Below are 24,931 nucleotides of genomic sequence, written 5' to 3' on the forward strand. Positions count from 1 at the left end.
GAAGTTCGTCTTGGGGCGGGTCCGGGCGTTGCGTCAGCGCACGTACGCGCCGATCGCCGCCACCACCCCTCGGGTGATGAGGTGCTCGGCCAGGGTGCGCAGGCTCCATGTGGAGTGCCCGGTGATGCCCCACTCGGCGGGGGCCGTCTTGGCGATGAGGCAGATGTGCTCGCGCACTTGCTCGCTGCTCGTCGGTGGACAGCCCCCTACTCCATCGTCAACGGCCGGACGAACACTTCCGGTCGACGCGCCACGACCGCCTCCCAGCATCGAAGAGGCAGTCAGCCTGACGGGTCCACCACCCGCGATCAATTACCCGGCCGAGATTCGGTGACAGACCATTAGTACATCTAGTACATCGAGATGTGTGTGTGGTCGTAGTGGTTGGCGGTGATGCTGCCGCGATCGGACATGGCGCGCCAGCCGGAGCCGGAGTTGATGCGCTGGCGCCAGATCACGTATTTGACTCCGAGGGCGTCCTTGTTCTTGATGGCCCAGGCGGCGATCTCGTCACCGAGCTTGACGTGTTCTTGTGAGGGCATCGAGCCCCCCGTGCTCATCATGAAGTCGCAGGCGCGGCCGAGCGGGTGTTCGCCGCCGTCGTTCTGCGACCGGTAGCAGCCGACCTCATAGGGCAGGGCGAAGCGCTTGCGGATGGCTTCGCGCATGATCCGGGTGCGGTCGGTGATGTTGTCGGTGCCCGTGGGCAGCTGGGGCGCCCAGCTGCCGTCGGAGCGGCGGCCGGAACCCCTGGGGACGAGCTTGTCGAGCTTCTTCTCGATGTCGTGGATGACCTGCTCGGCCTCCCGGCGCCGGGTCTCCACCGCTTCGGCCTCCTCGACGATCTGGGCGGTGAGCTGGGCCGCCTTCTCGGCCGCCTGCTTCTTGCCGTCCCGACTCCTGGCGAAGACCTGCAGGTAGGCGCTCTGCTCGGCGGTGAGCTGCTCCATGATCGCGGCACTGCTCATGTCGGAGGCGAACAGCAACGTCGGCAGGCTGCCGACGTTGCTCTGGTAGCGGAACTGGGCGATGGAGCCGACCTGCTTCTCCGCCTCGGTGTACGCCTCCTCCGCCTTGCGCAGGTCCGCCTTGGCGGCCTCCTCGGACTTCTGGGCCTTTCCCAAGGACTCACGTTTGGCCGCGTAGGCCTCGATGAGCTTGTCGACTTTCTTGTTCAGCTCGGCCAGCTCGGCGCGGAGCCGGGACTCGTCCGGCTTGGGGGCCGCGTCGGCCGCGGTCGCCGTGCCGAGGGTGAACGCGAGGGCCGAAACCAGGGATACGGTCACGGCCGCATGGCGACGGAACGTGGGGGATAGAGCCGCCACGACTCTCCTCTCCTACCGCCTACCGGGTTAGCTGACGGGTTCGGGCTGGAGGAAGCCCTTCCACCGAAGTGGTTCACCCCAAAATGCGGTGGGTCCCCGGCTCCCGGGCGACGCGCCCGGAATTAGGCATATCGGTCATACCGACCGATGTGTGAGGATAGTAGTGGTAAACAGACAGTCATGCGACCTTAAGCTGAAACCAAGTAGTGATCAATCTGTGACAACAGATCGCAAAAGGCGTGCCGCCTCCTCCGGAAGAACGTCGTTCACGAAGGCCCCCATGGCCGACTCCGATCCGGCGAGATACTTCAGCTTGTTCGGTGCCCGGCGGATGCTGAACAACTCCAGGTGCGCGTAGGACAGGTCGCGGCCGACGTTCACCGGTGCCTGATGCCAGGCCGCGACGTACGGCATGGGCATCCCGTACAACCCGTCGAGACGGCGGAGCACCTCCGTGTAAAGCGGGCCGAACGCCGCGCGCTCGCCGGGCTCCAGTGCGGCCAGGTCGGGAACCTGCCGGTGCGGGTAGATGTGGATCTCCACGGGCCAGCGGGCCGCCGCCGGGACGAACGCCGTCCAGTGCTCGTTCGACGCGACCACCCGGATCCCGGCCTCCCGTTCGGCGGCGAGCACGTCGGCGAACAGGTTGCCGCCGGTCCGGTCGCGATGGCGCTCGGCCGCTCCGAGGGACAGCTTGGTGCGCGGGGTGACGTAGGGGTAGGCGTAGATCTGGCCGTGCGGATGGGCCAGGGTGATGCCGATCTCCGCCCCCCGGTTCTCGAAGCAGAACACCTGCTCCACGCCCGGCATCGCCGACAGCTCCGCCGTACGGTCGATCCAGGCCTCCATGACCAGCTCGACCTGGTCGGGGGAGAGCCTGGAGAAGGAGGAGTCGTGCTCGGAGGTGAAGCAGACCACCTCGCAGCGGCCGATCCCCGGGCGGACCTCGCTCAGCCCGCCCACCTGGTGATATTCGCCCAGCTGGGCGGAGAAGGACGGGAAACGGTTCTCGAAGACGACCACGTCGTAGGCGGCCGAAGGAATCTCGGTCAGATTGCCGGGAGTGGACGGGCACAGCGGGCACTCGCTGGCGGGGGGAAGGAAGGTGCGGCCCTGGCGGTGACCGGCCACCGCGATCCACTCCTCGGTGAGCGGGTCGTAGCGCAGCTCGGAGGCCGGCGGGCGGGGCGGCAGGTCGCGCTCGTCGATCGCACCGCGGTCCTCGTCGTCGTGCCGGTCGAAATAGATGAGCTCCCGGCCGTCGGCCAGGTGGGTGATCGTGCGTTTCATCGGCTCATGGCCTCGCTCTCGGACTGCGGCTCGGTAATGATCAGCTCGCCCACCTGGGCGGTGAGTTCGTCGCGTGCCTCGTCCGGCAGGCCGGAGTCGGTGATCACGACGTGGGCCTCGGCGAGCTCGGCGATCGTGCTGATCCCGACGATGCCCCACTTGGTGTGATCGGCGGGCACTACCAGGCGATGCGCGGAGGTGATCAGCTCGCGGTTGGTCTCCGCCTCCAGCAGGTTGGGCGTGGTGAATCCGGCGCGAGTGCTCATCCCGTGCACGCCGAGGAACAGGGTGTCCACGTGCAGCCTGCGGATCGCCGCCACGGCGACCGGGCCGACCAGGGCGTCGGAGGGAGTGCGGACGCCGCCGGTCAGCACGACGGTGCGGTCCGCGCGAGGAGAGCGGTGGAAGACGTCGGCGATCCTGATCGAGTTGGTGATCACGGTCAGGTCGGGCACGTCGATCACGAAGTGGGCCAGCGTCCAGGTGGTGGTCCCGGCGGAGAGCGCGATGGCGGTGCCGGGCCGGACGAGCTGGGCGGCGTGCCGGGCGATCGCCTCCTTCTCCGGCTGCTGGCGCACCGACTTGGCGGCGAATCCGGGCTCCTCGGTCGAGCCGGGTCCCGCGGTGGTGGCCCCGCCGTGGACCTTCTCCACCAGCCCGCGTTCGGCCAGGACCTCAAGATCTCTGCGGATCGTCATGTCGGACACGCCGAGCTCGCGGACGAGGTCGGCGACCCTGACCCCGCCGCTGCTGCGCACCCGCTCCAGAATCGCCTGCTGCCGCTGTTGGGCGAGCATTGACCCACTCCTTAATCAAACAGATTCCACCAAATTATCACAGAAGATCTGGGTCAACGGTGTTGGATCCTGGTGAATAGTCGCTCACAGTTGGTCAAGCTCGGCGTGGATGTTCGCTCTTGCCGGAGCCTCAAGGTCGGCGATGCGGAAGATGGCCGGCAGGGCGAGCAGCGAGCGCAGCACGGCGGCCCGGCCCTCGCGGAAGGCGTCGTCCGGAACGAAGAAGTACTCCTGGCGTACGGCCGCCGCGTAGGCCGCGTAGATCTCGGGCGGGGCGGCCAGGATCGCCAGGTCGGCGTCGCACAGCACGGCCCCGTCCGCGTCGCCCGGCGCCGGATCATGCGTGACGGTGAGTCTGACCAGCCGGGCCACGGTGGCCACCGCCTCGGCGGGCAGTCCCATCTCCGGCAGCGCGCGCTCGGCCAGCAGGGCGCTGCGCTCCTCGTTGTCGCCGCGCCGCGGGTCGTAGACGGCGTCGTGGAACCAGGCGGCGAGGCGGACCAGATCCGGGTTCGCGGCATTGCCGGCCAGCGTGTCGATGTGGGCCAGTACGGCCTCCAAGTGATCGGTCGTGTGGTATCTGCGGTGCGGCTCGCCGTACCGGGTGATCAGCTCTCGGCCCAGGTGCTCCGCGTCGGGCCCGGCCAGGGACCGCCAGCGGTCCATCAACTTCGCGCTCATGCGACGGAGCCTAAAACCATGGTCAGCAGTCGTGTCGGCGGGTACCCGAGCGGTGAGGATCCGATCATGCGACTGACCGCTGTCCTGCTCGTCCCGCTTGTCCTGCTCGTCGCCGCCGCAGCCTGCGGGGGCGGCGGCACGGCGGTCTCCTCCCCGCCCGTCCCGGCGCTGCCCACGCCGCCCCCCGTCGCCTTCCCCGATGCCGCCGCGACCGCGGCGAGGGACGGCAAGGGCGGCCGGGTCATGAGGCTTCACCTGTACGGCCCGCAGCCGCCGGGCGTGTGGCGGGCGGCCGTGCTCGGCGGCGACGGGGTGCTGACCTACCTGCGGATGGACGCCACCACCGGCGCGGTGGCGAACCGGCAGGCCGCGGACCCCGAGGACGCGAGCAGGGCGCAGTATCTCGTCGCCGCCGACGAGATCGGCGTCACCGGGGCGGAGAAGGCCGCGACCGAGGCCGTACCGGGGGCCTGGATCGCCTCCGCGGGGCTGGAGGAGGGAGGCAGGGGGGTGGTGTGGAAGGTGGAGATGGTCGACCAGGCCAAGACGATCAGAAAAGTCGAGGTGAGCGCGGCCACCGCAGCCACGCGAATCGTTCCCTAGGTCTTGTACGGCATGCATTTGGGGAGGAACGTGAGTGGTGGACCCTCACTCGGCCCCTGCGGGGCACTACGGAAGGGCGGTTGACATGGCCAGACGAGCGCGCAAGAGCCGGGCACGCAAGAAGCACAGGGCCAACCACGGCAAGCGGCCGACATCTCGTTAGGACGTGTTCGGCGGGCCTTAGCCCTGGCGCCGCCGATTCCGAGCCGATTCCGGGTCGTTCCGGGTCGTTCCGGGTCGTTCCGGGTCGTTCCGAGCCGGTTCCGGGTCGTTCCGGGTCGTTCCGGGTCGATTCCGGGCCGGACGAGGCCGGCGGCCCGTCAGCTGCGGCGGCCCCATGAGGCGAGTAACCGGGTCTGGGCGTCGGTTCCCGAGGGCACCGGCTGGTGTTCTCCGATGACTCCTGCCTGGCGGTAGACGTCCTCGGCGCCGGCGAACCAGGCCGCGCAGGCCTCCACCAGCTCGGGGTCGAGCCGCTCGTCGGCGCCGATGGCACGGGCCAGGTCCCAGGTGTGGATGAGCGCGTCGGCGAACAGCTCGGTGATGTACTCCTTGCCGGGCACGTCGCCGAACGACAGGTGGACGACGCGGGTCAGAGCCCGCTCGTCGCTCGCCGCCTGGACGGCGGAGGAGGCCGAGGCGTCGAATGCCTTTAGCGGGTCGTCGCCGAGGAGATCGCCTTCGATGGCGTCGCCGATGTCCGCCACGGTCCGTCCGGCGAGCAGCTCCGGCGCCCACAGGTTCTCTCCGACCACATGGTTGACCAGAGCGCGTACGTTCCAGTCCACACACGGTGTCTGATTCTCCCACTGCTCCGGCCTGATCCGATGCACGAGAGCGCCGAAGTCGTCCAGCGCACGGCGGTAGGCCTCGCGTACGTCGATCGTCATCATGCCCTCCCCAGTCCTCATTTCGACCGTAACTCCTGGGAGGCCAGTAGTCATCGCGCTTGTCAGGCATGACCGGCGACGCATGCCGTACCGGGTGCCAGGGGGCTCGTCCGGCGGTCGCACCGAGGCCGGCGGATGGTCACGTTGTTTCGTGAAAAATCACTTCATGTGTGATGCGCCGCCGGACGGCGGTGGCACCACCGCGGCTTACGCGATCCGCCGGGGCCTCATGACGTCGCGGCGTGGTGAGCGTTCCTCGTGAGCACGCCGCGTCATAGTGTCCTGCATGGTGGAAGCGCCCAGACCCGCGGGGGCCTCGCGTGGCTTGAGGCTGTTGCTCGGGACGGCCGCGGCGGTGGTGACGCTGGCGGGGATCAGGGCGCTGGCCGACATCGCCGGCCCGGCCTTCCTGGCACTCACCCTCACCATCGCGGTAAGCCCGTTCCGGGTCTGGCTGCGCCGCCGGGGCGCGAGGCCGTGGGTGCTCGTCGTGGTCCCGCTGGTCACGGTCCTCCTGCTCCTCATCGCGCTGATCGGCTCGCTGGCCGTCTCGATGGCCCAGCTCGCGGCGCTGCTGCCCACCTACGCCGATCAGTACGAGCGTCTGCTCGACTCGCTCAGCCAGCAGATCGCCCACCTGGGCATCACCCGGGAGCAGCTCGCCTCGGTGCTCGGGAGGCTGGACTCGAGCTCGTTGATCGGCCTGGTCCGGGGCATCCTGAGCGGCCTGCTCGGCATCGGCGCCGCGCTCATCCTGATCACGTTGCTGCTGTTCGGGATGAGCCTGGACGCCACCGTGATGCACGACGCGATCGGGTCGCTGAGGGGCTCGCGGCCGTACCTGGTCGAGGCGCTGGGCGGGTTCACCCGGGGAACCTGTAAATACCTGATCGTCTCCACGGTCTTCGGGCTGATCGTGGCGGCACTCGACGCCGTCGCCCTGTGGATCATGGGTGTACCGCTTCCACTGCTCTGGGGGCTGCTGGCGTTCATCACCAACTACATCCCCAATGTCGGGTTTGTCATCGGGGTCGTCCCGCCCGCGCTGCTGGCGCTGCTGGTCTCCGGGCCGGGTACGGCGATCGCCGTGCTGGTCGTCTACTCGGTGCTGAACTTCGTCATCCAGTCGGTGATCCAGCCCAAGTTCGCGGGCGAGGCCGCCGGCCTGTCCGTCACGGTCACCCTTCTGTCCCTGCTCGTGTGGACCTATGTGCTCGGCGCCGTCGGGGCGATCCTGGCGGTGCCGCTCACCGCGTTCGCCCGCGCGCTGCTGATCGACGCCGACCCCGAGACCCGCTGGGCCGTCCCCCTCATCGGCGGGCGGACGCCTACCGGCCCGTAGACAGCTCCTTCAGCGTCGACTCCACCGCGCGGTGGAAGGTCGGATAGGCGTAGATCATCTCAGTGAGGCGCCGGACCGGGATCTTCGCGTGCACGGCCAGGGTGAGCATGCTCAGCACCTCTCCGCCCACCGGGCCCGCGCTGGTCGCGCCGACCAGGACGCCGTCGGCGGCGACGAGCTTGACGAACCCCTCGTTACCCGCCTTGTGGATCCACCCCCGGGGCGAGTCGGGGATCCGGGTGAGAGCCGTCCGCACATCCAGGCCGCTCTGCCTGGCCTGGGCCTCCGACAACCCGACCGAGCCGACCTCGGGGTCGGTGAAGGTCACCCGGGGCACCGCGTGGTACTCCGCTTCATGGACGGGCTCGCCGAGGATGTCGCGCACCACGATGTTCGCCTGGTACATCGACATGTGCGTGAACGCGCCCCTGCCCGTCACGTCGCCCAGCGCCCAGACCCCCTCGGCCGCGCGCATTCGCCCGTCGGTCTCGATCGACCGGGCCGACTCGTCGAGCCCGATCGCGCCGACGCCCAGCGCCCTGAGGTCCGAGCGCCGCCCGGTGGACACCAGGAGCCGCTCGGCGCTGACGGCGGGGCCGTCCTCGACCTCCAGCGTGAACGCCGAACCGTCATGGCTGACCCGCCTGACCGCGGCTCCGGCCCGCACCTCGATGCCCTCGGCCTCGAACGCCTTCGCGACCAGCTCGCTCGCCTCCGGCTCCTCCAGCGGCAGCAGCCGGTCGGCGCCCTCCACGACGGTCACCGCCGCGCCGAACCGGGAGAACACCTGGCCCAGCTCCGCCCCGATCGCCCCGCCGCCCAGCACGATCAGCGACCCGGGCACGGCCTCGGCCTCGATCGCGTGGTGGTTGGTCCAGTAAGGGGTGCCCTTCAGCCCCTCGATCGGCGGTACGGCGGGCTCGGAGCCGGTGGCGATCACGATGCCCCGGTGGGCGCGCAGCACCTGGCCGTCCACGGTGACCTCACCGGGCGCGGTGATCCTCGCCTTCCCCCTGACCAGATGAGCGCCCTTGCCGGTGAGCCGATCAGCGGCGACCTGGTCGTTCCAGTCGTCGGTGGCCTCCTTGCGGATCCGCTGGGCCACCGGCGCCCAGTCGGGCGAGACGGTCGAGTCGCCCGCCATCCCCGGAACGCGCCCGCCCTCGGCGAGCAGGTCGGCCGCGCGGATCATCATCTTGGACGGTATGCACCCCCAGTAGGGGCACTCGCCGCCGACCAGGTTCGCCTCCACGGCGGCCACCCGGAGACCGGCCTCGGCCAGCCGTCCGGCGGCGTCCTCGCCCCCCGGCCCCATGCCCAGCACGATGACGTCGAACTCCATGACCTCACCCTTGCCCGTTATCGCTCCGGAAACACGCCGGGGGTCGCCGGACGGCCTGGGGAGCCGCGGAGAAGAGCATGGACGGCCTCCCGCTCCCGGCTCTAGGGCAGCCTCTGCTCCACCCAGACGATCTTTCCCTTCGGGGTCGGGCGGTAGCCCCAGCGGTGGGCGAGCCAGTTGATGAGCTGGAGTCCGCGTCCGGTGTCGTCGCCGCTGCCCGCCTCACGCATGATCGGTGACGCGGGGGAGCGGTCGGCCACCTCGCACACCAGCGAGGGGCCGCGGAGCAGGCGCAGCTCGACCATGCCCGCGCCGTGCTTGATCGCGTTGGTGACCAGCTCGCTGATCATGAGCTCGGTGGCGTCGGCGATCGAGTCCAGCTGCCATTCGCTGAGCGTGGCGCGGACGAAACGGCGGGCCTGGGAGGCGGAGCGGGGGTCCGGAGAGAGCGTGAGCTCCACGAAGTCGTCCTCGCTCAGCTCGCGGACCCTGGCCAGCAGGAGCGCGATGTCGTCGCGTTCGTGTCCCGGGCGCTGCGCGTCGATCGTGAGATCGCAGATCGCCTCCAGGTCCTGGTTCTCCCCGGCGAGCAGGTCGCGCACCATGCCGATGCCCTCGTCGATGTCCCGGTCGCGGCTCTCGACCAGGCCGTCGGTGTAGAAGGCGAGGACGGCGTCGTGCGGGAGGACGAGCTCGCGCATCTCGACCGGATCGTTGCCGATGCCGAGGGGAAGCCCGGGAGGAAGCTCCAGCAGCTCGGTCTCGCCGCCCGGCCGTACCAGGATCGGCGGCACATGTCCCGCGCAGGCGATCGCGCACGTCCGCGTGACCGGGTCGTAGGTGGCGTAGACGCACGTCGCGATCTGGGTGGCGTCCAGGTCCTGGCTCATCCGGTTGAGCCGGAAGAGCACTTCGGCCGGGGTGAGGTCGAGGCTGGCCAGCGTACGGGCGGCCGTGCGGAGCTGGCCCATCGTGGCGGCCGCCCTGATGCCGTGCCCCATCACGTCGCCGACCACGAGGGCGACCCGGCAGCCGGGCAGCGGGATCACGTCGTACCAGTCGCCGCCCACCCCGACCAGGTCGCTCGCGGGCAGGTAGCGGGAGGCGATCGTCAGTCCCAGCGGCTGGGACAGGTCGACGGGGAGCAGGCTGCTCTGCAGGGTCAGCGCGGTACGGCGCTCACGGCTGTAGAGCCTGGCGTTGTCGAGGCAGACCGCGGTCCTGGCCGCCAGCTCCTCGGCGAGGTTGATGTCCTGCTCCTCGAAGGGCGGGCTGTCGGGCCTCCGGGTGAAGATGACGAAACCGAGCACCCTGCCGCGCGCCTTCAGCGGCACCACGAGGAACGAACTGTCCTCCAGCACCCGGGACACCGAGTCGCGCTTCCAGAACCGCCCGATCTCCTCGGCGGTCCGGCGGCCCAGGCGAGGGTAGAGGATGGGGTTGCCGCTGGCCATGCATCTGGCATAGGGCGTCCACGGCTCGTACGCGACGAGCTCGTCCACGGGGAAGGCCTTGGCGTACTCGTCGGGCGCGGGGTCGGACACGCCCACCGCGATCCGCCGCACCAGCGCCGAGCCGTCGATGCTGCGCAGGGGGAACTCCCCTTCGGTCACCAGACGGTCCTGCACCAGGATGCCCGCCGCGTCCGCGAAGCGCGGCACGGCGACGTCCATCAGCTCCCTGCCGGTCTCGAACATGTCCAGGGTGCTGCCGATGCGCTTGCTCGCCGCGTTCAGCAGCGAAAGCTGCTCGTGCAGGGTGGCGGGACTGCTCATCCGAGGTCCTGCGGCGGTCGGGTCCTTGGCGATGAAACGGCGGTTCATTCGCTCCACCGGGGCGTGGGAATGGGGGTCCACCAAGTGGTGAGTTCGAGGTCCTCGGCGATGGCGTTGGCGCCGTTGTAGCCGGGAGCCGCGGAGACCGAGCCGCCGGGGTGGCTGCTCGCGCCGCAGAGGTAGAGGCCGGTGATCGGGGTGCGGTACTGCCCGAGCTCGGGGACCGGCCGGTTGCCGCCCAGCTGGGCGGGTTCGTAGGCGCCGACATGATGGCTGCCGCGCACCATGTTGACGCAGTGTCGCTCGATGTCGAGCGGAGAGAAGACCCGCTTGCCGAGCACGGCGCCCTTGGCGAGGTTGGGGGCGTATTCCGCCCACTCCGACAGCAGCCGCTCTCCCACCTCCTCACGCCGCCGATCCCAGTTGCCCGGATCACCGCCGAGATCGTATGGAGCCCATGGCCACCAGAACGCCACCTGTTTACCGTCCGGGGCGTAGGAGGGGTCGAACAGCGAAGGGCACGCGCTGTTGCCCGCGAGCCGGTCGGGCAACAGCCCCTGGTGGATCTGGTCGAAGGTACGGCTCAGTTGCTCGCTGTCGTCGGCGCCGAGCACGACCAGGAAGGCCCGGTTCACGTCGGGTTCGAACTCGGCGGCCAGATAGCGCGGTGCCTCGTTCAGCGCGAGGTGCAGGGTGACGAGACTGTGCCCGGCCCACTTGTAGCCCTCGACCTTGGCCGCGATCTCGGCGCCGAAGTTCTCCGCGCCCGCCAGCCGTACCGTCTGGGGGGCGTCCACCGCGCTGGCCACGAACCGCCGCGCGTGGAGGACGTCGCCCGTGGCCAGCCGGACCCCGGTGGCCCGGCCGTCGTCGACGAGGATCCGTTCGGCGTGCGCGCCGGTGATCACCGTGCCGCCGTGCTCCTCGATGACGGCGCGCAGCGCGTTCGCCACGTTCACGGCGCCGCCCACGGGAACGCCGAGCCTGGCGATACGGGAGAGCAGCCGGGGGAAGAAACCACCGGTTCCGGGTACGTTCTCGATCGAGATCGCATGCAGGAAGGACTTGAACAGCACCCTGACCTGCTCGCTCTCGAAGTTCTTGTCCACCGCCTCGTAGAGCGACAGCGGCATGTAGCTCAGCAGGTCCCGGCCGAGATCGCCCTGGAGCCGCTCGGCGAGCACGGGCGGCGGCAGCGGCCTGGAGTAGAGGAAGCCGTTCATCAGGCCCCTGGCCGCTTCGGCGTAGCGCTCGTACAGCTCCAGCCACCGGTCCGCGTCGGCACGGGAGAACCGGGCGAAGGAGTCGGCGGTGCGCTTGGGGTCGGTGTAGACCGTGACCGCGCGGCCGTCCCTGAAGATCGTGGAGTGCTGGGTCTCGGGGTAGACATAGCGCAGGCCGTACCGCTGAAGCTCGAGGTCGGCCGGGACCGGACCCTCCTCCAGGAAGTGATAGTTGCTGTGGGTGTTGTGCCGGAACCCGGGGAGGGTCAGCTCCTGGGTGCTGCAGCCGCCACCCGCCTCGTCGTTGCGCTCGACGACCGCGACGGACAAGCCCGCCCTGGCGAGATAGGCGGCGCAGGTCAGCCCGTTATGGCCGCCGCCTATGATGACGCCGTCGAACCCCGTCACGTTTCTCCTCCGGTGCGACTTTACTGACGTTCTTGGGGAATCGTAAAGAATGATCTACGTCCGGGGTCCGTGTTTGGTAGATATTCCCGGATATTTCTTACCATTCAAGGCACTCACCTGACGCATGCGACACCGCCGTCAGAGCCCTGCCCTGGGGAAGCGCGAAGTCCTCCATCCGTCCGGACAGGCAGCGGTCGTAGGCGTTCAGGTCGAAGTGCCCGTGCCCGCAGAGCGAGGCCGGCAGGACCTTCGGCTCACCGCTCTCCCTGCGCCGCAGCGTCTCCGCGATGGTCTCAGCCGGCGCGTGCGTCGGTTCGGGAGCCGGGACGATCCCCTCGGTCCTCGCGAAACGCGGCCCCGCCCCGAAGCACTCGCGCCGGCTCTTGGCCCCGGCCTCGAACATGCCCGGCTCGTACATGTGAGACAGCAGGGGAGGCATGCCGTGATAGCGCAGACCGTCCGCGTGGATCGGGTCGGGCGCGAAGTCGTGGCCGAGCGTGTGCATCTTCAGCAGCGGAGTGAATCCGGTGGCGTCACAGAAGTCGTAGGCGTGGGTGCCCCGGGTGAGAGCCAGGCAGGCCTGGGGCCCCACGACCCGGATCACCGGGTTCATCCGCCCGGCCAGCTTCTCCCGCAGTCTCAGTTCGTCACCGCCTGCTGTCCATCCCCGGATCTCGCGCGGCGGCCGGGCGGGCGGGCGTTCAAAAAATTCGGGATGGCGGCACGAAAAGCCATCGGGCACGCAAGATCCTGAAGTTCTGGTGAAAACAGAAAGGCCAGGCTCCCGGATATGGGATGACCTGGCCTTTCTTTATTGGAGCGGACGACGGGAATCGAACCCGCGTAGCCAGTTTGGAAGACTGGGGCTCTACCATTGAGCTACGTCCGCGCGAGCCGGTGTCAGTCTGGTCTAGACTTCATCCGGTCGTCAGGGCGTAATCGTACCGGAGTTCCGGAGCGTGCGCGTACTCGGCGGACCGGGGTGTGGCGCAGCTTGGTAGCGCACCTGCTTTGGGAGCAGGGGGCCGCAGGTTCAAATCCTGTCACCCCGACCTCAACCGGGCACCAGTTTTGGCTGGTGCCCGGTTTGTTGTGTGCCGGTCGTGCGCCGGGGAACGCCGCGGCTCGGCCCGGCTCGGGAGAAATTTTTCTCGCGGCTCTCGCGGCTCTTATGGCCGGGCCGTTCCTGCCCGCCGGGCGGGAGCCGGAAGGGTGATCTCGTGGCCTTCAGGCCCGAGTCGCCGGCTGGGTGCCGCTGAAGAGGGCCCAGACGGCCTTGCCGCCGCGGTTGAGGCGGTCCCAGCCCCAGCACCGGCTGTAGGTCTCCACGATGTAGAGGCCCCGGCCGTTCTCGGAGATGAAGTCCGGCTCCTTGCGGGTGGGGACCTCGTTGCTGGGGTCGGCCACGGCGAGGAGCACATGGGGGGCGCGGTGCAGCAGCATCAGGGTGATCGGCGTGGTCTCGACCTGCGTGGCCGGGCACAGCGCGTAGCGGACCGCGTTCGTGACGAGCTCCGAGACCACCAGCGCCGCGTCGTCGCTCAGTTCCGACAGGCCCCAGTCGCTCAGCGTCGACCGGGTCACGTCTCGGGCGGTTTTTACGGAGTCGGCTTTCCGGGGGAGCGGGCACGCCGTGGCGTCGGAGTGGTTGGCCACGAGGAGGTCGTCGAAGCTCACGTCGCGAGTCGCCTGCAGGTAGTCGGCAGCCGCTTTCGGCTCCTCCACCATCCTGCCGGTACCTCCCGCTGTCATCGTGAGTCTCCGCGCCAGTTGTAGGTTTTCAGAGCTTGTGCACCATAAGCCCAATATGCACTAGGCCATCATGGGTCACCAGAACGTCCGCTGCAAGACCCAAATGCACGTGCAATTGCAATGTGCAGCCGCATGGGCGGTTACGGCAAGGGATCAGTGAATCGGACAAGGGGTTGAGACCTTGTCATGTCGGCCGGAAGTGGTGACACTGTGTGCGCTGGCCCAAGTGAAGAGGGAGGCGAAGTGATGCAGATTCAACCGGGATCAGGTCCCACCGCTCTGCGTATCCTCTTAGGCTCCCAACTTCGCCGACTGCGTGAGGCCAGAGGGTTCTCCCGGGAAGAGGCCGCCCATCTGATCCGAGGCTCCGAATCCAAGATCAGCAGAATGGAGCTCGGGCGCGTCGGCCTGAGGGAACGCGACGTGGCGGACCTGCTCACCTTCTACGGTGTGGAGGACGAGGAGGCGCGGGCGGCGGTCATGGACCTGCTGCTCAGGGCGAACGAACCCGGCTGGTGGCACCGGTTCAACGACCTGCTGCCCTCGTGGTTCCAGACCTACGTCGGCCTGGAGGAGGCCGCGTCCCGGATCCGCACGTACGAGGTGCAGTTCGTGCCGGGCCTGCTCCAGACGAAGGAGTACGCCAGGGCGGTCATCACCGCGGGGAGCGCCGGAATCGCGCCCGAGGAGATCTCGCGCCGTGTGGACCTGCGGATGGAGCGTCAGCAGGTGCTCGACCGGGCCGACGGGCCGTTCTTCTGGGCGGTCATCGACGAGGCAGCGCTGCGACGCCCCATCGGGGGCAAGGAGGTGATGCGGGCGCAACTGGAGCATCTTCTGGACCTCATGCGCCAGCCCAACATCACGATCCAGATCATGCCGTTCAGCTTCGGCGGCCACAGCGCGGAGGGCGGCGCCTTCAGCGTGCTGCGCTTCAGCGACCAGGAGCTTCCCGACGTGGTCTATGTCGAGCAGCTCGCCAGCGCGCTCTATCTGGACAAGCGTGAGGAGGTCGACCGCTACAGCGAGATCATGGAGCGGCTATGCGCGGTGAGCACCACTCCGGGTGAGACAAGCGACATGCTGCGGCGCATCATCAAGGAGAACTGAACCGGCAGCGGTCGCTCTGTGGTGTTGGTCTGCCCTAGACTGGCCAGCGGCGTTGGACACCCGCCACAGTGGAGCGTGCCCTAATATCGCATGTCTCAATGGCTGTGCCCCGCGCCGCTCATGTGGGCGCGGCGCGCGAGCTTGCCGCGGTAGCCGTACGACTTGACGCGCCCGCGATCACTCGAAGCTTGATCAAGGAGACCACCCCGTGAAGACCGCTGTCGAGGAGCTCAGCCCGACCCGGGTCAAGCTCACTGTCGAGGTGCCGTTCGAGGAGCTCGGCGAGAGCATGCAGGCGGCGTACAAGAAGGTCGCGCAGCAGGTGCGTGTTCCGGGCTTCCGCCCCGGCAAGGTTCCGGCCCGCATCATCGAGCAGCGCTTCGGCCGTGCGGTGGTGCTGGAGGAGACCCTCAACGACGCGGTGCCGAAGCTGTACGGCCAGGCCGTCGACGAGAGCGACATCTTCCCGGTCAGCCAGCCGGAGATCGAGGTCACCAAGATCGACGATGGCCAGCAGGTGGAGTTCACCGCCGAGGTGGACATCCGTCCGAACTTCGACGTTCCCGACTACCAGGGCATCGAGGTCACCGTCCCGGTCGCCGAGGTGTCCGACGAGGACGTCGACGGCCAGCTCGACGGCCTGCGCCAGCGCTTCGCGACGCTGACCGGTGTCGAGCGCGCCGCCGCCAACGGCGACTACGTCGTCATGGACCTCGCCGCCGCGATCGACGGTGTGAACATCGAGGAGCAGCAGGCCAACGACGTCTCCTACGAGGTCGGCGCCGGCTCGGTGCTGCAGGGCCTGGACGACGCGCTGGTCGGCATGGCCGCCGGTGACGTCAAGGAGTTCACCACCAACCTGGTCGGCGGCGAGAACGCCGGCGAGGAGGCCGCGGTCACCATCACCATCAAGAACGTCAAGGAGAAGGTCCTCCCCGAGCTCGACGACGAGTTCGCCCAGCTGGCCAGTGAGTTCGACACTCTCGACGAGCTCAAGAACAGCATCCGGGAGCAGGCCCGCCGCAACAAGCTGATCGAGCAGGTCGTCCAGGCCCGCGAGAACGCTCTGGACGCCCTCCTCGCCAAGATCGACATTCCGCTGCCGGAGAGCGCGTTCAAGGCCGAGGTCGACAGCCGCAAGCACAACCTTGAGCACCAGATCGCCGAGAGTGGCCTGAGCAAGGAGGCGTACTTCCGCCTCTACCAGACCACCGAGGAGGAGCGCTACGCCGAGTTCGACGAGAGCGCGGCCAAGGCGCTCAAGTCCGGCTTCGTCCTTGACAAGATTGTCAAGGCTGAGGAGCTCGGCGTCAGCGAGCAGGAGCTGACCAACTTCGTGGTGCGCCGCGCCATGCAGATGAACGTCGCCCCGAACGTGCTCGCCAAGCACCTCGCCGACAATGACCAGCTCACCCTGGCCATGGTCGAGATCGTCCGCGACAAGGCCAAGAGCGTCGTCGGCGACGCGGCCAAGGTGGTCGACGAGGCCGGCAACGAAGTGGACCTCAAGGCCATCTACACCGAGATCAACGGTGAGGAGCCCGTCGAGGAGCCGGCCGAGCAGCCCGCCGAGGACGAGACCGAGAAGTAAGGCCAAGCGGGTCTCACCGCAACGCACACGACGCCCTCAGCGCGCCAGGCGCGCTGAGGGCGTCGTGTGCGTTGCGGGGCCCTCTCCGGCGGACCGGGCGGCCGTCTGAACGAGGCTGAGGCCCGGTCCGGCCGGGGGTGCACGAGGGAACCCGGGAGAAAGCCCGGACGGAGCGTACCGGCCTTTCCGTGACCGCGCGGAAAGGCGAGACGAGCCCCGGCACGCTGCGCGGGCTCCGGCGGAAACCGGGCCCGGAAGGCGGGTGAGAGGAGCCCGGGGTGCGGTGACCAGCATGCGCCGTCAGCGAACAGTGCGCGGAGGGGGCATGTCCGGTGGGCGGCGCGCGTTAAGGTCACAAGCAAAGCCAATCGATTACGACGCATCGGAAGGTGACGCTGTGACCAGCCCGCCGACCTTCTACCAGCCGACCGGCTCCGGGCCCGAGTCGATGAGCCAGCCGAACGGCTCGTTCAGGCTCGAAGACCAGCTCTATCAGCGGCTGCTGCGTGAGCGCATCATCGTGCTGGGCACCCAGGTCAACGACGAGATCGCCAACCGAATCTGTGCCGAGCTGCTACTGCTCGCGGCAGATGACTCCGACCGGGACATCTGGCTCTACATCAACTCGCCAGGCGGCTCGGTGACCGCCGGCATGGCGATTTACGACATGATGGAATACGTGCCTAACGATGTGTGCACGGTCGCGATGGGTCTGGCCGCTTCCATGGGTCAGTTCCTCCTCTGCGCCGGTGCGCAGGGCAAGCGCTACGCCCTGCCGCACGCCCGCATCATGATGCACCAGCCGTCCGGAGGCATCGGCGGTACCGCCGCCGACATCGCCATCCAGGCGGAGCAGATGCTCTACGTCAAGAAGACCCTTGCCGAGCGCATCGCCTTCCACACGGGCCAGAGCCTGGACCAGATCGAAGCCGACTCCGACCGGGACCGCTGGTTCACGGCCGAAGAGGCCAAGGACTACGGTTTCATCGACCAGGTCGTGCGTAGCGCTCGGCAGGTGCCCTCCACGGGCGCCGTCTCCTGAAGGGGCACAAGGTGAGTGAGTTGATCCGGCCGGGAGACATCAACGGCCGTTATGTTCTTCCGTCCTTCACCGAGCGCACGTCATACGGCATGCGGGAGATGAACCCGTACGCCAAGCTGTTCGAGGACCGCATCATCTTCCTCGGTGTGCAGGTGGACGACGCCTCGGCCAACGACGTCATGGCGCAGTTGCTGACGCTGGAGTCGCTTGATCCCGACCGTGACATCAGCATCTACATCAACTCGCCGGGCGGTTCGTTCACCGCCATGACGGCGATCTACGACACGATGCAGTTCGTCCGGCCGGAGATCCAGACGGTCTGCCTCGGCCAGGCGGCCTCGGCTGCGGCGGTTCTGCTGGCCGGCGGCACGCCGGGCAAGCGGTTCGCCCTGCCGAACGCCCGCATCCTGATCCACCAGCCCTCCACCGAGGGCGGCGGTCAGGGAAGCGACATCGAGATCCAGGCCCGCGAGATCCTGCGGATGCGCTCGCAGCTGGAGACGATCCTGGCGCAGCACTCGGGCAAGAACGCCGAGCAGATCCGCAAGGACATCGAGCGCGACAAGATCCTCGACGCCGCCGAAGCGAAGGCGTACGGGCTGATCGATGACATCATCCCGTCCCGCAAGAAGCTCGCCAAGGCCATAGCCTCTTAATGAGGCCTATCGCACCGGAACGGTGCCCAATTGGGCACGTTCCGGTGCGACTCGCCGCTAGGGGGCTCACTGAGGGCTCAGAAGACGGTAACGTCGAAACCTGAGCGGGATGACTTTTCGCACCGGGTATCGGGCCGGTCGGGAGAAACGGACCGCGGCAGCCAGGGCGGTCCCACGCAAAGGAGTATCTGGGGTGGCACGCATCGGCGACGGGGGAGACCTGCTGAAGTGCTCTTTTTGTGGGAAGAGCCAAAAGCAAGTCAAGAAGCTCATCGCCGGACCCGGCGTATACATCTGCGATGAGTGCATCGATCTCTGCAACGAGATCATCGAGGAGGAGCTCAGCGAGTCCTCCGAACTCAAGTGGGACAGCCTGCCCAAGCCGAGAGAGATCTACGAGTTCCTCGACGCCTACGTCATCGGTCAGGACCAGGCGAAGAAGGCCCTCTCGGTGGCGGTCTACAACCACTACAAGCGAGTGCAGTCCGGTGAGCGCGGGCGTGACGACGGCCTCGAACTGGCCAAGTCCAACATCCTGCTCCTGGGCCCGACGGGTTCCGGCAAGACACTGCTCGCCCAGACGTTGGCGAAGATGCTGAACGTGCCGTTCGCCATCGCCGACGCCACCGCCCTGACGGAGGCGGGCTACGTGGGCGAGGACGTCGAGAACATTCTTCTCAAGCTGATCCAGGCCGCTGACTACGACGTCAAGAAGGCCGAGACCGGCATCATCTACATCGACGAGGTCGACAAGATCGCTCGCAAGAGCGAGAACCCGTCGATCACCAGGGACGTTTCCGGTGAGGGCGTCCAGCAGGCGCTGCTGAAGATCCTGGAGGGCACGACCGCGAGCGTGCCGCCGCAGGGCGGGCGCAAGCACCCCCACCAGGAGTTCATCCAGATCGACACCACCAACGTGCTGTTCATCTGCGGTGGTGCCTTCGCGGGCCTCGAAAAGATCATCGAGTCCCGGGTGGGCCGGAAGGGCATCGGCTTCAACGCCATCATCCGCTCCAAGGAAGACATCGACGCCTCCGACATCTTCGGCGACGTCATGCCCGAGGATCTGCTGAAGTTCGGCATGATCCCCGAGTTCGTCGGCCGGCTTCCGGTCATCACGAGCGTGCACAACCTCGACCGCGACGCGCTCATCCAGATCCTCACCGAACCGCGCAACGCCCTGGTCAAGCAGTACCGCCGCCTGTTCGAGCTGGACAACGTCGAGCTGGAGTTCACCGACGACGCCCTGGAGGCCATCGCCGACCAGGCGATCCTGCGTGGCACCGGCGCGCGTGGCCTGAGGGCGATCCTGGAGGAGGTCCTGCTGTCGGTGATGTACGAGGTGCCCTCCCGCCAGGACGTGGCACGGGTCGTCATCACGCGCGAGTCGGTGCTGGAGCACGTCAACCCGACTCTCGTGCCGCGTGACCAGCTCAACAAGCAGCAGCGCACGCCGCGCGAGAAGTCGGCGTAGGCCGATTCACACGACGGTCGGTCAGTACGGCGACGCCCCCGCGGGATCTCCCCGCGGGGGCGTCGCCGTCTCCGGCGCCGCGAGCCTCTACCGGATCAGCGAGTGAAGCAGGGCCGCGTAGTCGGTGAAGGGCGGCACCTCCCGCCCCGGATCCTTGGCCTCGTCGTCCCAGCGGCGCAACCGCACCGCATCCTGCGCGTACGGCTCGGCCTCGAACTCCGCCACCTCCCGCGGGCTCATCGGCCCGCCCTGCACGCCGAGCGTGTAACGCGAGGCCTCGGACAGCAGATCGTGGTAGGAGCCGTCCACCGCGCACAGATAGCGCTTGGCCGCCACGTGCAGCCGGATCGGTTCGGTCATCTCGGGGCCGAACCACTGCCCGAGCCAGTCGGCGCCGACGTGGCTGTGCCGGTTGTCGGTCCCGCCCATCAGATCGTGCCCGGTGATCTCCCCGGTGAAGTGCCCCACGTCGTGCAGCAGCGACGCGGCCACCAGCCCTGGCGCGGCTCCGGCCTCCCGGGCACACGCCGCGGCCTGGAGCATGTGCGCGGCCTGGGTGACCTCCTCACCGAGATAGTCGTCGGCGCCGGGGCCCTCGAACAGCGCTCGCAGGCGTTCGACCACCGCGTTCCGGCGGCGGAGCACGGCCAGGTTGCCGGCGAAGCCGTCCAGATCCGCGTAGCAGCCCTGCAGGTGCCGGTCTCCGGTGTCGGAGAAGCCGGTCCTGGCGTGCAGGATCCGGGTGTTGTCGAAGATCACGCAGTCACTGGGACCGAGCCGGAAGTTCACCTGGAGCTCAGGCCGGTACAGGATTTCCGCGAATGCGCGGTAGGCGGCGTAGAAGGCCTCCGTCCGCTCGTACGGCAGGCGCACCGGCTGCAGGGACCGGTTGTTGAACCTCACCTCACGGATCCGGCCGAGCGGGTCCACCCCGATCATCGGCCGGCTCGCGGTCAGCTCGGTGCCGGCGTCGCCGTACCGGAAGGTGACGGGCGTACGGGTCAGCAACTCGAACGCGCCCGGGTTCTCCGCACGCAGCAGCGAGGCCGCGTGGAACCCGTCGACCAGGCCGGACTCGCCGCCGTCCACCGCGTTGGACAGGCAGTGCAGCAGTTGCACCGTCGGCACCGGGTCGCGGTAGGGGTTGTCGGTGTGCGGGGTGATCGGCAGGCCGGTGAAGGCCAGATTCACCGGGGTGGCCTCGACCCGCACATCGAACAGCCTGCCGTAGTTGGTCTCCCGCACGTAGCCGAAGGCGCCGGCCACCTCCAGCACCGCTCCCGGCTCGGCGGGCACCTCGCGAAGCAGCACGAAGCCCGTGCGGAACACCGCCTCCAGACACTCCTGTCGGTGGTGGGGGTCGGCGAGAAAGCGCGGCCAGTTCCCTTCCGGCGGGGTGACCGTGGCCCACAGCTCCTTGGCGTCTTCGGTCCTGTCGTCGGGGACGGTGCCGTCCAGCGTGTGGGCGGCCAGCCAGGCAGGGTCGAACCGGCTGGTGTGGCCGTCGCTGAAGGTCACGGAAAGGCCGTCGGCCTCGACGATGTGGATCCGAGGGTCCAGGTCGGTGATGCCGAACAGCTTCTGGCCGTTGCGGGGGTCACGGCACTCAGGACAGGGGCAGTTGTCGCGCAGCCAGACGGCGGGGAAGTCGGAGATCATATCGGCGTTTCCTTGGCGAGGAGTGCGGATGGAGCGGGGGGAGCGCGGACGGAGCGGAAGGGGACGGACGAAGTGGGGAAGTGCGGACAGAGCGGGGAGCGCGGACGGGCGTTCTCAGCGGAGGGGAGCGGCCGAGCGGATGAGGGTGTTGGCCTGCACCGAGTTGTGCACGGTGAAGGCGACGGCGTCGCCGAGGTAGCGGTCGTCCGACCACTCCAGCGGCCGGTTGTCGGGGTCAGTGGTACGGCGCAGCTCGCGTAGCAGGGGAGTGTGGGGGCGGACGCCGAGCAGGCGGGCATCCTCGGCCTCGGCCGCGATCGCGCTGACGGTGTGCTCGGCATGGGCGAACACCACGCCGAACTCCTCCAGCCGGACGGTGATGGACTCGTTGTCGGCGTCTATGGCGATCCCGCCGACGAGGACGCCGATCCGCTCCACGTAGGCGGTGCGCTCGATCATGACCGGCCGCCCGGACAGCAACCGGAGCCGGGTCAGGTGGTAGATCCGCGCGCCGGGGTCGAGTTCCAGCCGAGCGGCCTCCAATTCCGTCGGCTCACGCCGGACCAGCGCCACCACCCGGCTGCCGGGTGTCTCGCCGATCGACGCCGCCCACTGGGAGAAGCTGTGCAGCTGACTGAAGCTCTGCACCAGCGTCGGCTGGAGAACCAACCGCCGGGTGCCTTTGCGTGAAGAGATCAGTCCATCGGCCGCGAGCACGGTGAACGCCTGGCGGACGGTTCCCCGCGAGGCCCCGTGCCGCTCCGCCAGCTCGCTCTCCGACGGCAGCCGTGAGCCGGGTGGGTAGGTCCCGTTGGCGATGGCGGCACGCAGTTCGTCGGCGAGTTGCCGGTAAAACGTGGACATGTATGGATAAGTTAGAAGGTGTATAGACACCTTTCAAGTCCTGGGACTGCGGGACATCGACCACTCGGACATCCCTAGAATTGGACATCGTGACGACGCCAGAGCTGCCTACCCAGTACACGCCCGCCGATGTGGAGACCCGGAGCTACGAGCGCTGGGTATCGGAGGGATATTTCACCGCGGATCCCGGTAGCGAACGCGAGCCGTACAGCATCGTCCTGCCTCCGCCGAACGTGACCGGCGTCCTGCACATCGGCCACGCCCTCGACCACTCGATCCAGGATGCGCTGACCCGCCGCGCCCGCATGCGCGGCCAGGAGACGCTCTGGCTGCCCGGCATGGACCACGCGGGCATCGCCACCCAGAACGTCGTCGAGCGTGAGATCGCCAAGGAGGGCCTGTCCCGGCACGATCTCGGCCGTGAGGCGTTCGTCGAGCGCGTGTGGCAGTGGAAGGAAGAGTCCGGCGGCCGGATCCTCGGGCAGATGAGAAAGCTCGGCGACGGCGTCGACTGGTCGCGTGAGCGCTTCACCATGGACCCCGGGCTCTCCCGCGCGGTTCAGACGATCTTCAAGAAGCTCTTCGACGACGGGCTCATCTACCGCGCCGAGCGCATCATCAACTGGTGCCCGCGCTGCCTGACCGCCCTGTCGGACATCGAGGTGGAGCACAGCGAGGACGAGGGCGAGCTCGTCTCGATCCGATACGGCGACGGCGAGGACTCCATCGTCGTCGCGACCACCCGCGCCGAGACCATGCTCGGTGACACCGCCGTGGCCGTGCACCCGTCCGATGAGCGTTACGCGCACCTGGTGGGCCGTGAGGTGGAGCTCCCCCTCACCGGGCGCCGGATCCCGGTCGTGGCCGACGAGCACGTCGACCCCGCCTTCGGCACCGGCGCGGTCAAGGTCACCCCGGCGCACGACCCGAACGACTTCGAGATCGGACGCCGCCACTCGCTGCCGTCGCTCGTGGTCATGGACGAGCGCGGTGTGATCACCGCTCACGGCCCGTTCCAGGGACTCGACCGTTTCGAGGCCCGGCCCGCGGTCGTGGCGGCCCTGCGCCAGCAGGGCCGGATCGTCGCGGAGAAGCGGCCCTACCTCCACTCGGTCGGCCACTGCTCGCGCTGCAAGACCGTGGTGGAGCCCAGGCTCTCGCTTCAGTGGTTCGTCAACGTCTCCCCGCTGGCCAAGGCCGCGGGTGACGCGGTTCGCGACGGCCAGACGAAGATCCACCCGCCGGAGCTGGCCAAGCGCTACTTCGACTGGGTCGACGACATGCACGACTGGTGCATCTCGCGGCAGCTGTGGTGGGGTCACCGGATCCCGGTCTGGTACGGCCCGGCCGGTGAGGTCGTCTGCGTCGGCCCGGACGAGGAGCCGCCCGCCGGTTACGTTCAGGACCCGGATGTCCTCGACACCTGGTTCTCCTCCGGCCTGTGGCCGTTCTCCACCCTGGGCTGGCCGGACAAGACGCCGGAGCTGGCCCGCTTCTACCCGACCTCGGTCCTGGTCACGGGCTACGACATCCTGTTCTTCTGGGTGGCCCGGATGATGATGTTCGGCCTCTACGCGATGGACGGCCAGCCCCCGTTCCGTACGGTGGCGCTGCACGGCATGGTCCGCGACCAGTACGGCAAGAAGATGTCCAAGTCGTTCGGAAACGTGGTGGACCCGCTCGACTGGGTCGAGCGCTTCGGCGCCGACGCCACCCGCTTCACACTGCTGCGCGGTGCCAACCCCGGCTCCGACGTGGCGATCAGTGAGGAGTGGGCCGGCGGCTCCCGTAACTTCTGCAACAAGATCTGGAACGCCACCCGCTTCGCGCTGATGAACGGCGCCGCGGTCGGTGAGCTTCCGATCGAGGAGCTGACCGCGGCCGACCGGTGGATCCTCTCCAGGCTCCAGGAGACCGTCGCGGCGGTGGACGCGGCCTTCGAGGAGTTCGAGTTCGCCAAGGTCTCCGATCTGCTGTACCACTTCGCGTGGGACGAGGTCTGCGACTGGTACGTGGAGCTCGCCAAGATCCAGCTCGCCTCCGGCCAGGAGCACACCCGGCTGGTGCTGGGTCACGTTTTTGACGCGCTGCTCCGGCTGCTCCATCCGCTGGTGCCGTTCGTCACCGAAGAACTGTGGCGAGCGCTCACCGGGGGTGAGTCGATCGCGGTCGCGCCCTGGCCGGTGGTCCAGGAGTCGCTGCGTGACACTTCGGCAGAGGAGGAGATCCTCGCCGTCCAGAGCCTGATCACCGAGGTCCGCAGGTTCCGCTCGGACCAGGGCCTCAAGCCGGGCCAGCGGGTCGCCGCGAGGCTGTCGCTGGCCGGTACGGCTCTCGCCTCGCACGAGGGCGCGATCCGCTCGCTGCTCCGGCTTGATCAGCCGTCGGAGTCGTTCGCCGCCACCGCCCGGCTCGACGTGGGCGGGGTCGTCGTCGAGATCGACACCGCGGGGACGATCGACGTGGCCGCCGAGCGCAAGCGCCTGGAGAAGGATCTCGCTGCGGCACAGAAGGAAGCCGCGCAGGTGGCGGCCAAGCTCGGCAACGAGCAGTTCATGTCGAAGGCGCCCGAGGACGTGGTGGTCAAGGTGCGGGCCCGCGCGGCGCAGGCCGACCAGGACATCACGCGTCTGACCGCTCAGCTGGCGGCACTTCCTGCAAGTTGAGCTTCAGAAGTTCAGGTGGAGCCCGGGGTCCATTGGCCCCGGGCTCCAGTGTTTGGAAGCCACTGACCTAGGGAAGACCTAGTTGTTACCGCGAAGTTGGTCATGGCGCCCCGAGAGGACTGCTAGAGTTCTTCAGGCAGGGCGAAGTTCCTGCACCTCCCTCTCTCTGATCTTCATCAAGAAGGCGTGTTCGCACGATTGGACACGAACCGGATGTTGGAGTAAGTTAGAGGGGTTGCCCTGGAGACAGGGTGGTCGATCCGGAAGGATGCGACGGTGGGTGAGTCAACTGGGACGAAAGCGACAGTTTGACACAAACCGGGCGGATCTGATAGGATGGACACACGGAATGGAGCGCCCCGGGCGCCCGGCCCCCCGGCCGGGACGACGGTGTACGCGTCCGTTTCTTGAGAACTCAACAGTGTGTTAAAAGCCAGTGCA

General features: G+C 68.3%; 22 protein-coding genes, 2 tRNA genes and 1 riboswitch. Of the genes, 10 read left to right on the plus strand and 14 right to left on the minus strand.

Annotated features, from left to right (window positions below):
• Nucleotides 1-33 precede the first annotated feature (33 nt).
• The 5 genes from ACFY2X_RS32370 to ACFY2X_RS32390 form a co-directional block, all read right to left on the minus strand.
• Nucleotides 34-177: a hypothetical protein gene (locus ACFY2X_RS32370; protein WP_389945866.1), complete on the minus strand. Its 144-nt coding sequence runs from the start codon at nt 175-177 to the stop codon at nt 34-36.
• 173 nt (nt 178-350) lie between these two features.
• Nucleotides 351-1,286: a coiled-coil domain-containing protein gene (locus tag ACFY2X_RS32375; RefSeq protein WP_389945869.1), complete on the minus strand. Its 936-nt coding sequence runs from the start codon at nt 1,284-1,286 to the stop codon at nt 351-353.
• 41 nt (nt 1,287-1,327) lie between these two features.
• Nucleotides 1,328-1,464: riboswitch (cyclic di-AMP (ydaO/yuaA leader) on the minus strand.
• Between the two features lie 71 nt (nt 1,465-1,535).
• Nucleotides 1,536-2,615, minus strand: coding sequence for a galactose-1-phosphate uridylyltransferase (gene galT, locus ACFY2X_RS32380; protein WP_389945872.1), 1,080 nt, complete (start codon nt 2,613-2,615; stop codon nt 1,536-1,538).
• On the minus strand, nt 2,612-3,412 hold the full coding sequence (locus ACFY2X_RS32385; RefSeq protein WP_389945875.1) for a DeoR/GlpR family DNA-binding transcription regulator: 801 nt from the start codon (nt 3,410-3,412) through the stop codon (nt 2,612-2,614). The genes galT and ACFY2X_RS32385 overlap by 4 nt, the downstream gene beginning before the upstream one ends.
• Before the next feature lie 84 nt (nt 3,413-3,496).
• Nucleotides 3,497-4,093: a metal-dependent phosphohydrolase gene (locus ACFY2X_RS32390; RefSeq protein WP_389945878.1), complete on the minus strand. Its 597-nt coding sequence runs from the start codon at nt 4,091-4,093 to the stop codon at nt 3,497-3,499.
• A 66-nt stretch (nt 4,094-4,159) separates the two neighbouring features.
• Here ACFY2X_RS32390 and ACFY2X_RS32395 point away from each other — a divergent pair, with 66 nt between their 5' ends.
• Nucleotides 4,160-4,696 carry a hypothetical protein gene (locus tag ACFY2X_RS32395; protein ID WP_389945881.1) on the plus strand — a complete coding sequence of 179 codons (537 nt, stop codon included), beginning with the start codon at nt 4,160-4,162 and terminating at the stop codon, nt 4,694-4,696.
• Between the two features lie 85 nt (nt 4,697-4,781).
• Complete coding sequence (locus ACFY2X_RS32400) at nt 4,782-4,859, plus strand: 50S ribosomal protein bL37 (RefSeq protein WP_389945933.1); 78 nt, start codon at nt 4,782-4,784, stop codon at nt 4,857-4,859.
• Between the two features lie 157 nt (nt 4,860-5,016).
• On the opposite strand, the gene ACFY2X_RS32405 is transcribed toward ACFY2X_RS32400, so the two are convergent.
• A complete protein-coding gene (locus ACFY2X_RS32405; protein WP_389945884.1) occupies nt 5,017-5,586 on the minus strand; it encodes a TIGR03086 family metal-binding protein in 570 nt (189 codons plus the stop codon).
• Nucleotides 5,587-5,872: 286 nt separating this feature from the next.
• On the opposite strand from ACFY2X_RS32405, the gene ACFY2X_RS32410 reads away from it, so the two are divergent.
• Nucleotides 5,873-6,928, plus strand: a complete 1,056-nt coding sequence (locus tag ACFY2X_RS32410; RefSeq protein WP_389945887.1) for an AI-2E family transporter — start codon at nt 5,873-5,875, stop codon at nt 6,926-6,928.
• Here ACFY2X_RS32410 and ACFY2X_RS32415 read toward each other — a convergent pair.
• From ACFY2X_RS32415 to ACFY2X_RS32435, 5 genes are all read right to left on the minus strand, one after another.
• Entirely contained in the window at nt 6,915-8,270 is a 1,356-nt protein-coding gene (locus ACFY2X_RS32415; protein WP_389945890.1) for a dihydrolipoyl dehydrogenase family protein, read from the minus strand. The genes ACFY2X_RS32410 and ACFY2X_RS32415 overlap by 14 nt on opposite strands.
• 101 nt (nt 8,271-8,371) lie before the next feature.
• On the minus strand, nt 8,372-10,045 hold the full coding sequence (locus ACFY2X_RS32420; protein WP_389945893.1) for a SpoIIE family protein phosphatase: 1,674 nt from the start codon (nt 10,043-10,045) through the stop codon (nt 8,372-8,374).
• A gap of 44 nt (nt 10,046-10,089) precedes the next feature.
• Nucleotides 10,090-11,676, minus strand: a complete 1,587-nt coding sequence (locus ACFY2X_RS32425; RefSeq protein ID WP_389945896.1) for a phytoene desaturase family protein — start codon at nt 11,674-11,676, stop codon at nt 10,090-10,092.
• Between the two features lie 97 nt (nt 11,677-11,773).
• Nucleotides 11,774-12,418: a hypothetical protein gene (locus ACFY2X_RS32430; RefSeq protein WP_389945899.1), complete on the minus strand. Its 645-nt coding sequence runs from the start codon at nt 12,416-12,418 to the stop codon at nt 11,774-11,776.
• Nucleotides 12,419-12,491: 73 nt separating this feature from the next.
• Nucleotides 12,492-12,565: transfer RNA gene (locus ACFY2X_RS32435), tRNA-Gly, on the minus strand.
• A gap of 89 nt (nt 12,566-12,654) precedes the next feature.
• On the opposite strand from ACFY2X_RS32435, the gene ACFY2X_RS32440 reads away from it, so the two are divergent.
• A tRNA-Pro gene (locus tag ACFY2X_RS32440) sits at nt 12,655-12,728 on the plus strand.
• A gap of 175 nt (nt 12,729-12,903) precedes the next feature.
• Here ACFY2X_RS32440 and ACFY2X_RS32445 read toward each other — a convergent pair.
• A complete protein-coding gene (locus tag ACFY2X_RS32445; RefSeq protein WP_389945902.1) occupies nt 12,904-13,428 on the minus strand; it encodes an ATP-binding protein in 525 nt (174 codons plus the stop codon).
• 243 nt (nt 13,429-13,671) lie between these two features.
• Here ACFY2X_RS32445 and ACFY2X_RS32450 point away from each other — a divergent pair, with 243 nt between their 5' ends.
• From ACFY2X_RS32450 to clpX, 5 genes are all read left to right on the plus strand, one after another.
• A complete protein-coding gene (locus ACFY2X_RS32450; protein ID WP_389945905.1) occupies nt 13,672-14,538 on the plus strand; it encodes a helix-turn-helix domain-containing protein in 867 nt (288 codons plus the stop codon).
• A gap of 208 nt (nt 14,539-14,746) precedes the next feature.
• On the plus strand, nt 14,747-16,129 hold the full coding sequence (gene tig / locus ACFY2X_RS32455) for a trigger factor (protein ID WP_389945908.1): 1,383 nt from the start codon (nt 14,747-14,749) through the stop codon (nt 16,127-16,129).
• Between the two features lie 397 nt (nt 16,130-16,526).
• The gene (locus ACFY2X_RS32460) at nt 16,527-17,171 is read left to right on the plus strand and encodes a ClpP family protease (protein WP_389945911.1); all 645 of its coding nucleotides are present in this window, start codon (nt 16,527-16,529) and stop codon (nt 17,169-17,171) included.
• Nucleotides 17,172-17,182: 11 nt separating this feature from the next.
• Complete coding sequence (locus ACFY2X_RS32465; RefSeq protein ID WP_389945913.1) at nt 17,183-17,827, plus strand: ATP-dependent Clp protease proteolytic subunit; 645 nt, start codon at nt 17,183-17,185, stop codon at nt 17,825-17,827.
• 193 nt (nt 17,828-18,020) lie between these two features.
• Nucleotides 18,021-19,301, plus strand: a complete 1,281-nt coding sequence (gene clpX / locus ACFY2X_RS32470) for an ATP-dependent Clp protease ATP-binding subunit ClpX (protein ID WP_389945916.1) — start codon at nt 18,021-18,023, stop codon at nt 19,299-19,301.
• Between the two features lie 87 nt (nt 19,302-19,388).
• Here the strand turns inward: clpX and ACFY2X_RS32475 are convergent, their stop codons facing one another.
• Both ACFY2X_RS32475 and ACFY2X_RS32480 read right to left on the minus strand, forming a co-directional pair.
• Complete coding sequence (locus ACFY2X_RS32475) at nt 19,389-20,960, minus strand: phosphonate degradation HD-domain oxygenase (protein WP_389945918.1); 1,572 nt, start codon at nt 20,958-20,960, stop codon at nt 19,389-19,391.
• A 114-nt stretch (nt 20,961-21,074) separates the two neighbouring features.
• Nucleotides 21,075-21,824 (minus strand): GntR family transcriptional regulator, encoded by a 750-nt coding sequence (locus ACFY2X_RS32480; protein ID WP_389945921.1) that lies wholly within the window; start codon nt 21,822-21,824, stop codon nt 21,075-21,077.
• 89 nt (nt 21,825-21,913) lie between these two features.
• Here ACFY2X_RS32480 and ACFY2X_RS32485 point away from each other — a divergent pair, with 89 nt between their 5' ends.
• The gene (locus tag ACFY2X_RS32485) at nt 21,914-24,490 is read left to right on the plus strand and encodes a valine--tRNA ligase (protein ID WP_389945924.1); all 2,577 of its coding nucleotides are present in this window, start codon (nt 21,914-21,916) and stop codon (nt 24,488-24,490) included.
• Nucleotides 24,491-24,931 lie beyond the last annotated feature (441 nt).

This window comes from Streptosporangium sp. NPDC000396, from assembly GCF_042898655.1.
Lineage (GTDB): Bacteria > Actinomycetota > Actinomycetes > Streptosporangiales > Streptosporangiaceae > Streptosporangium.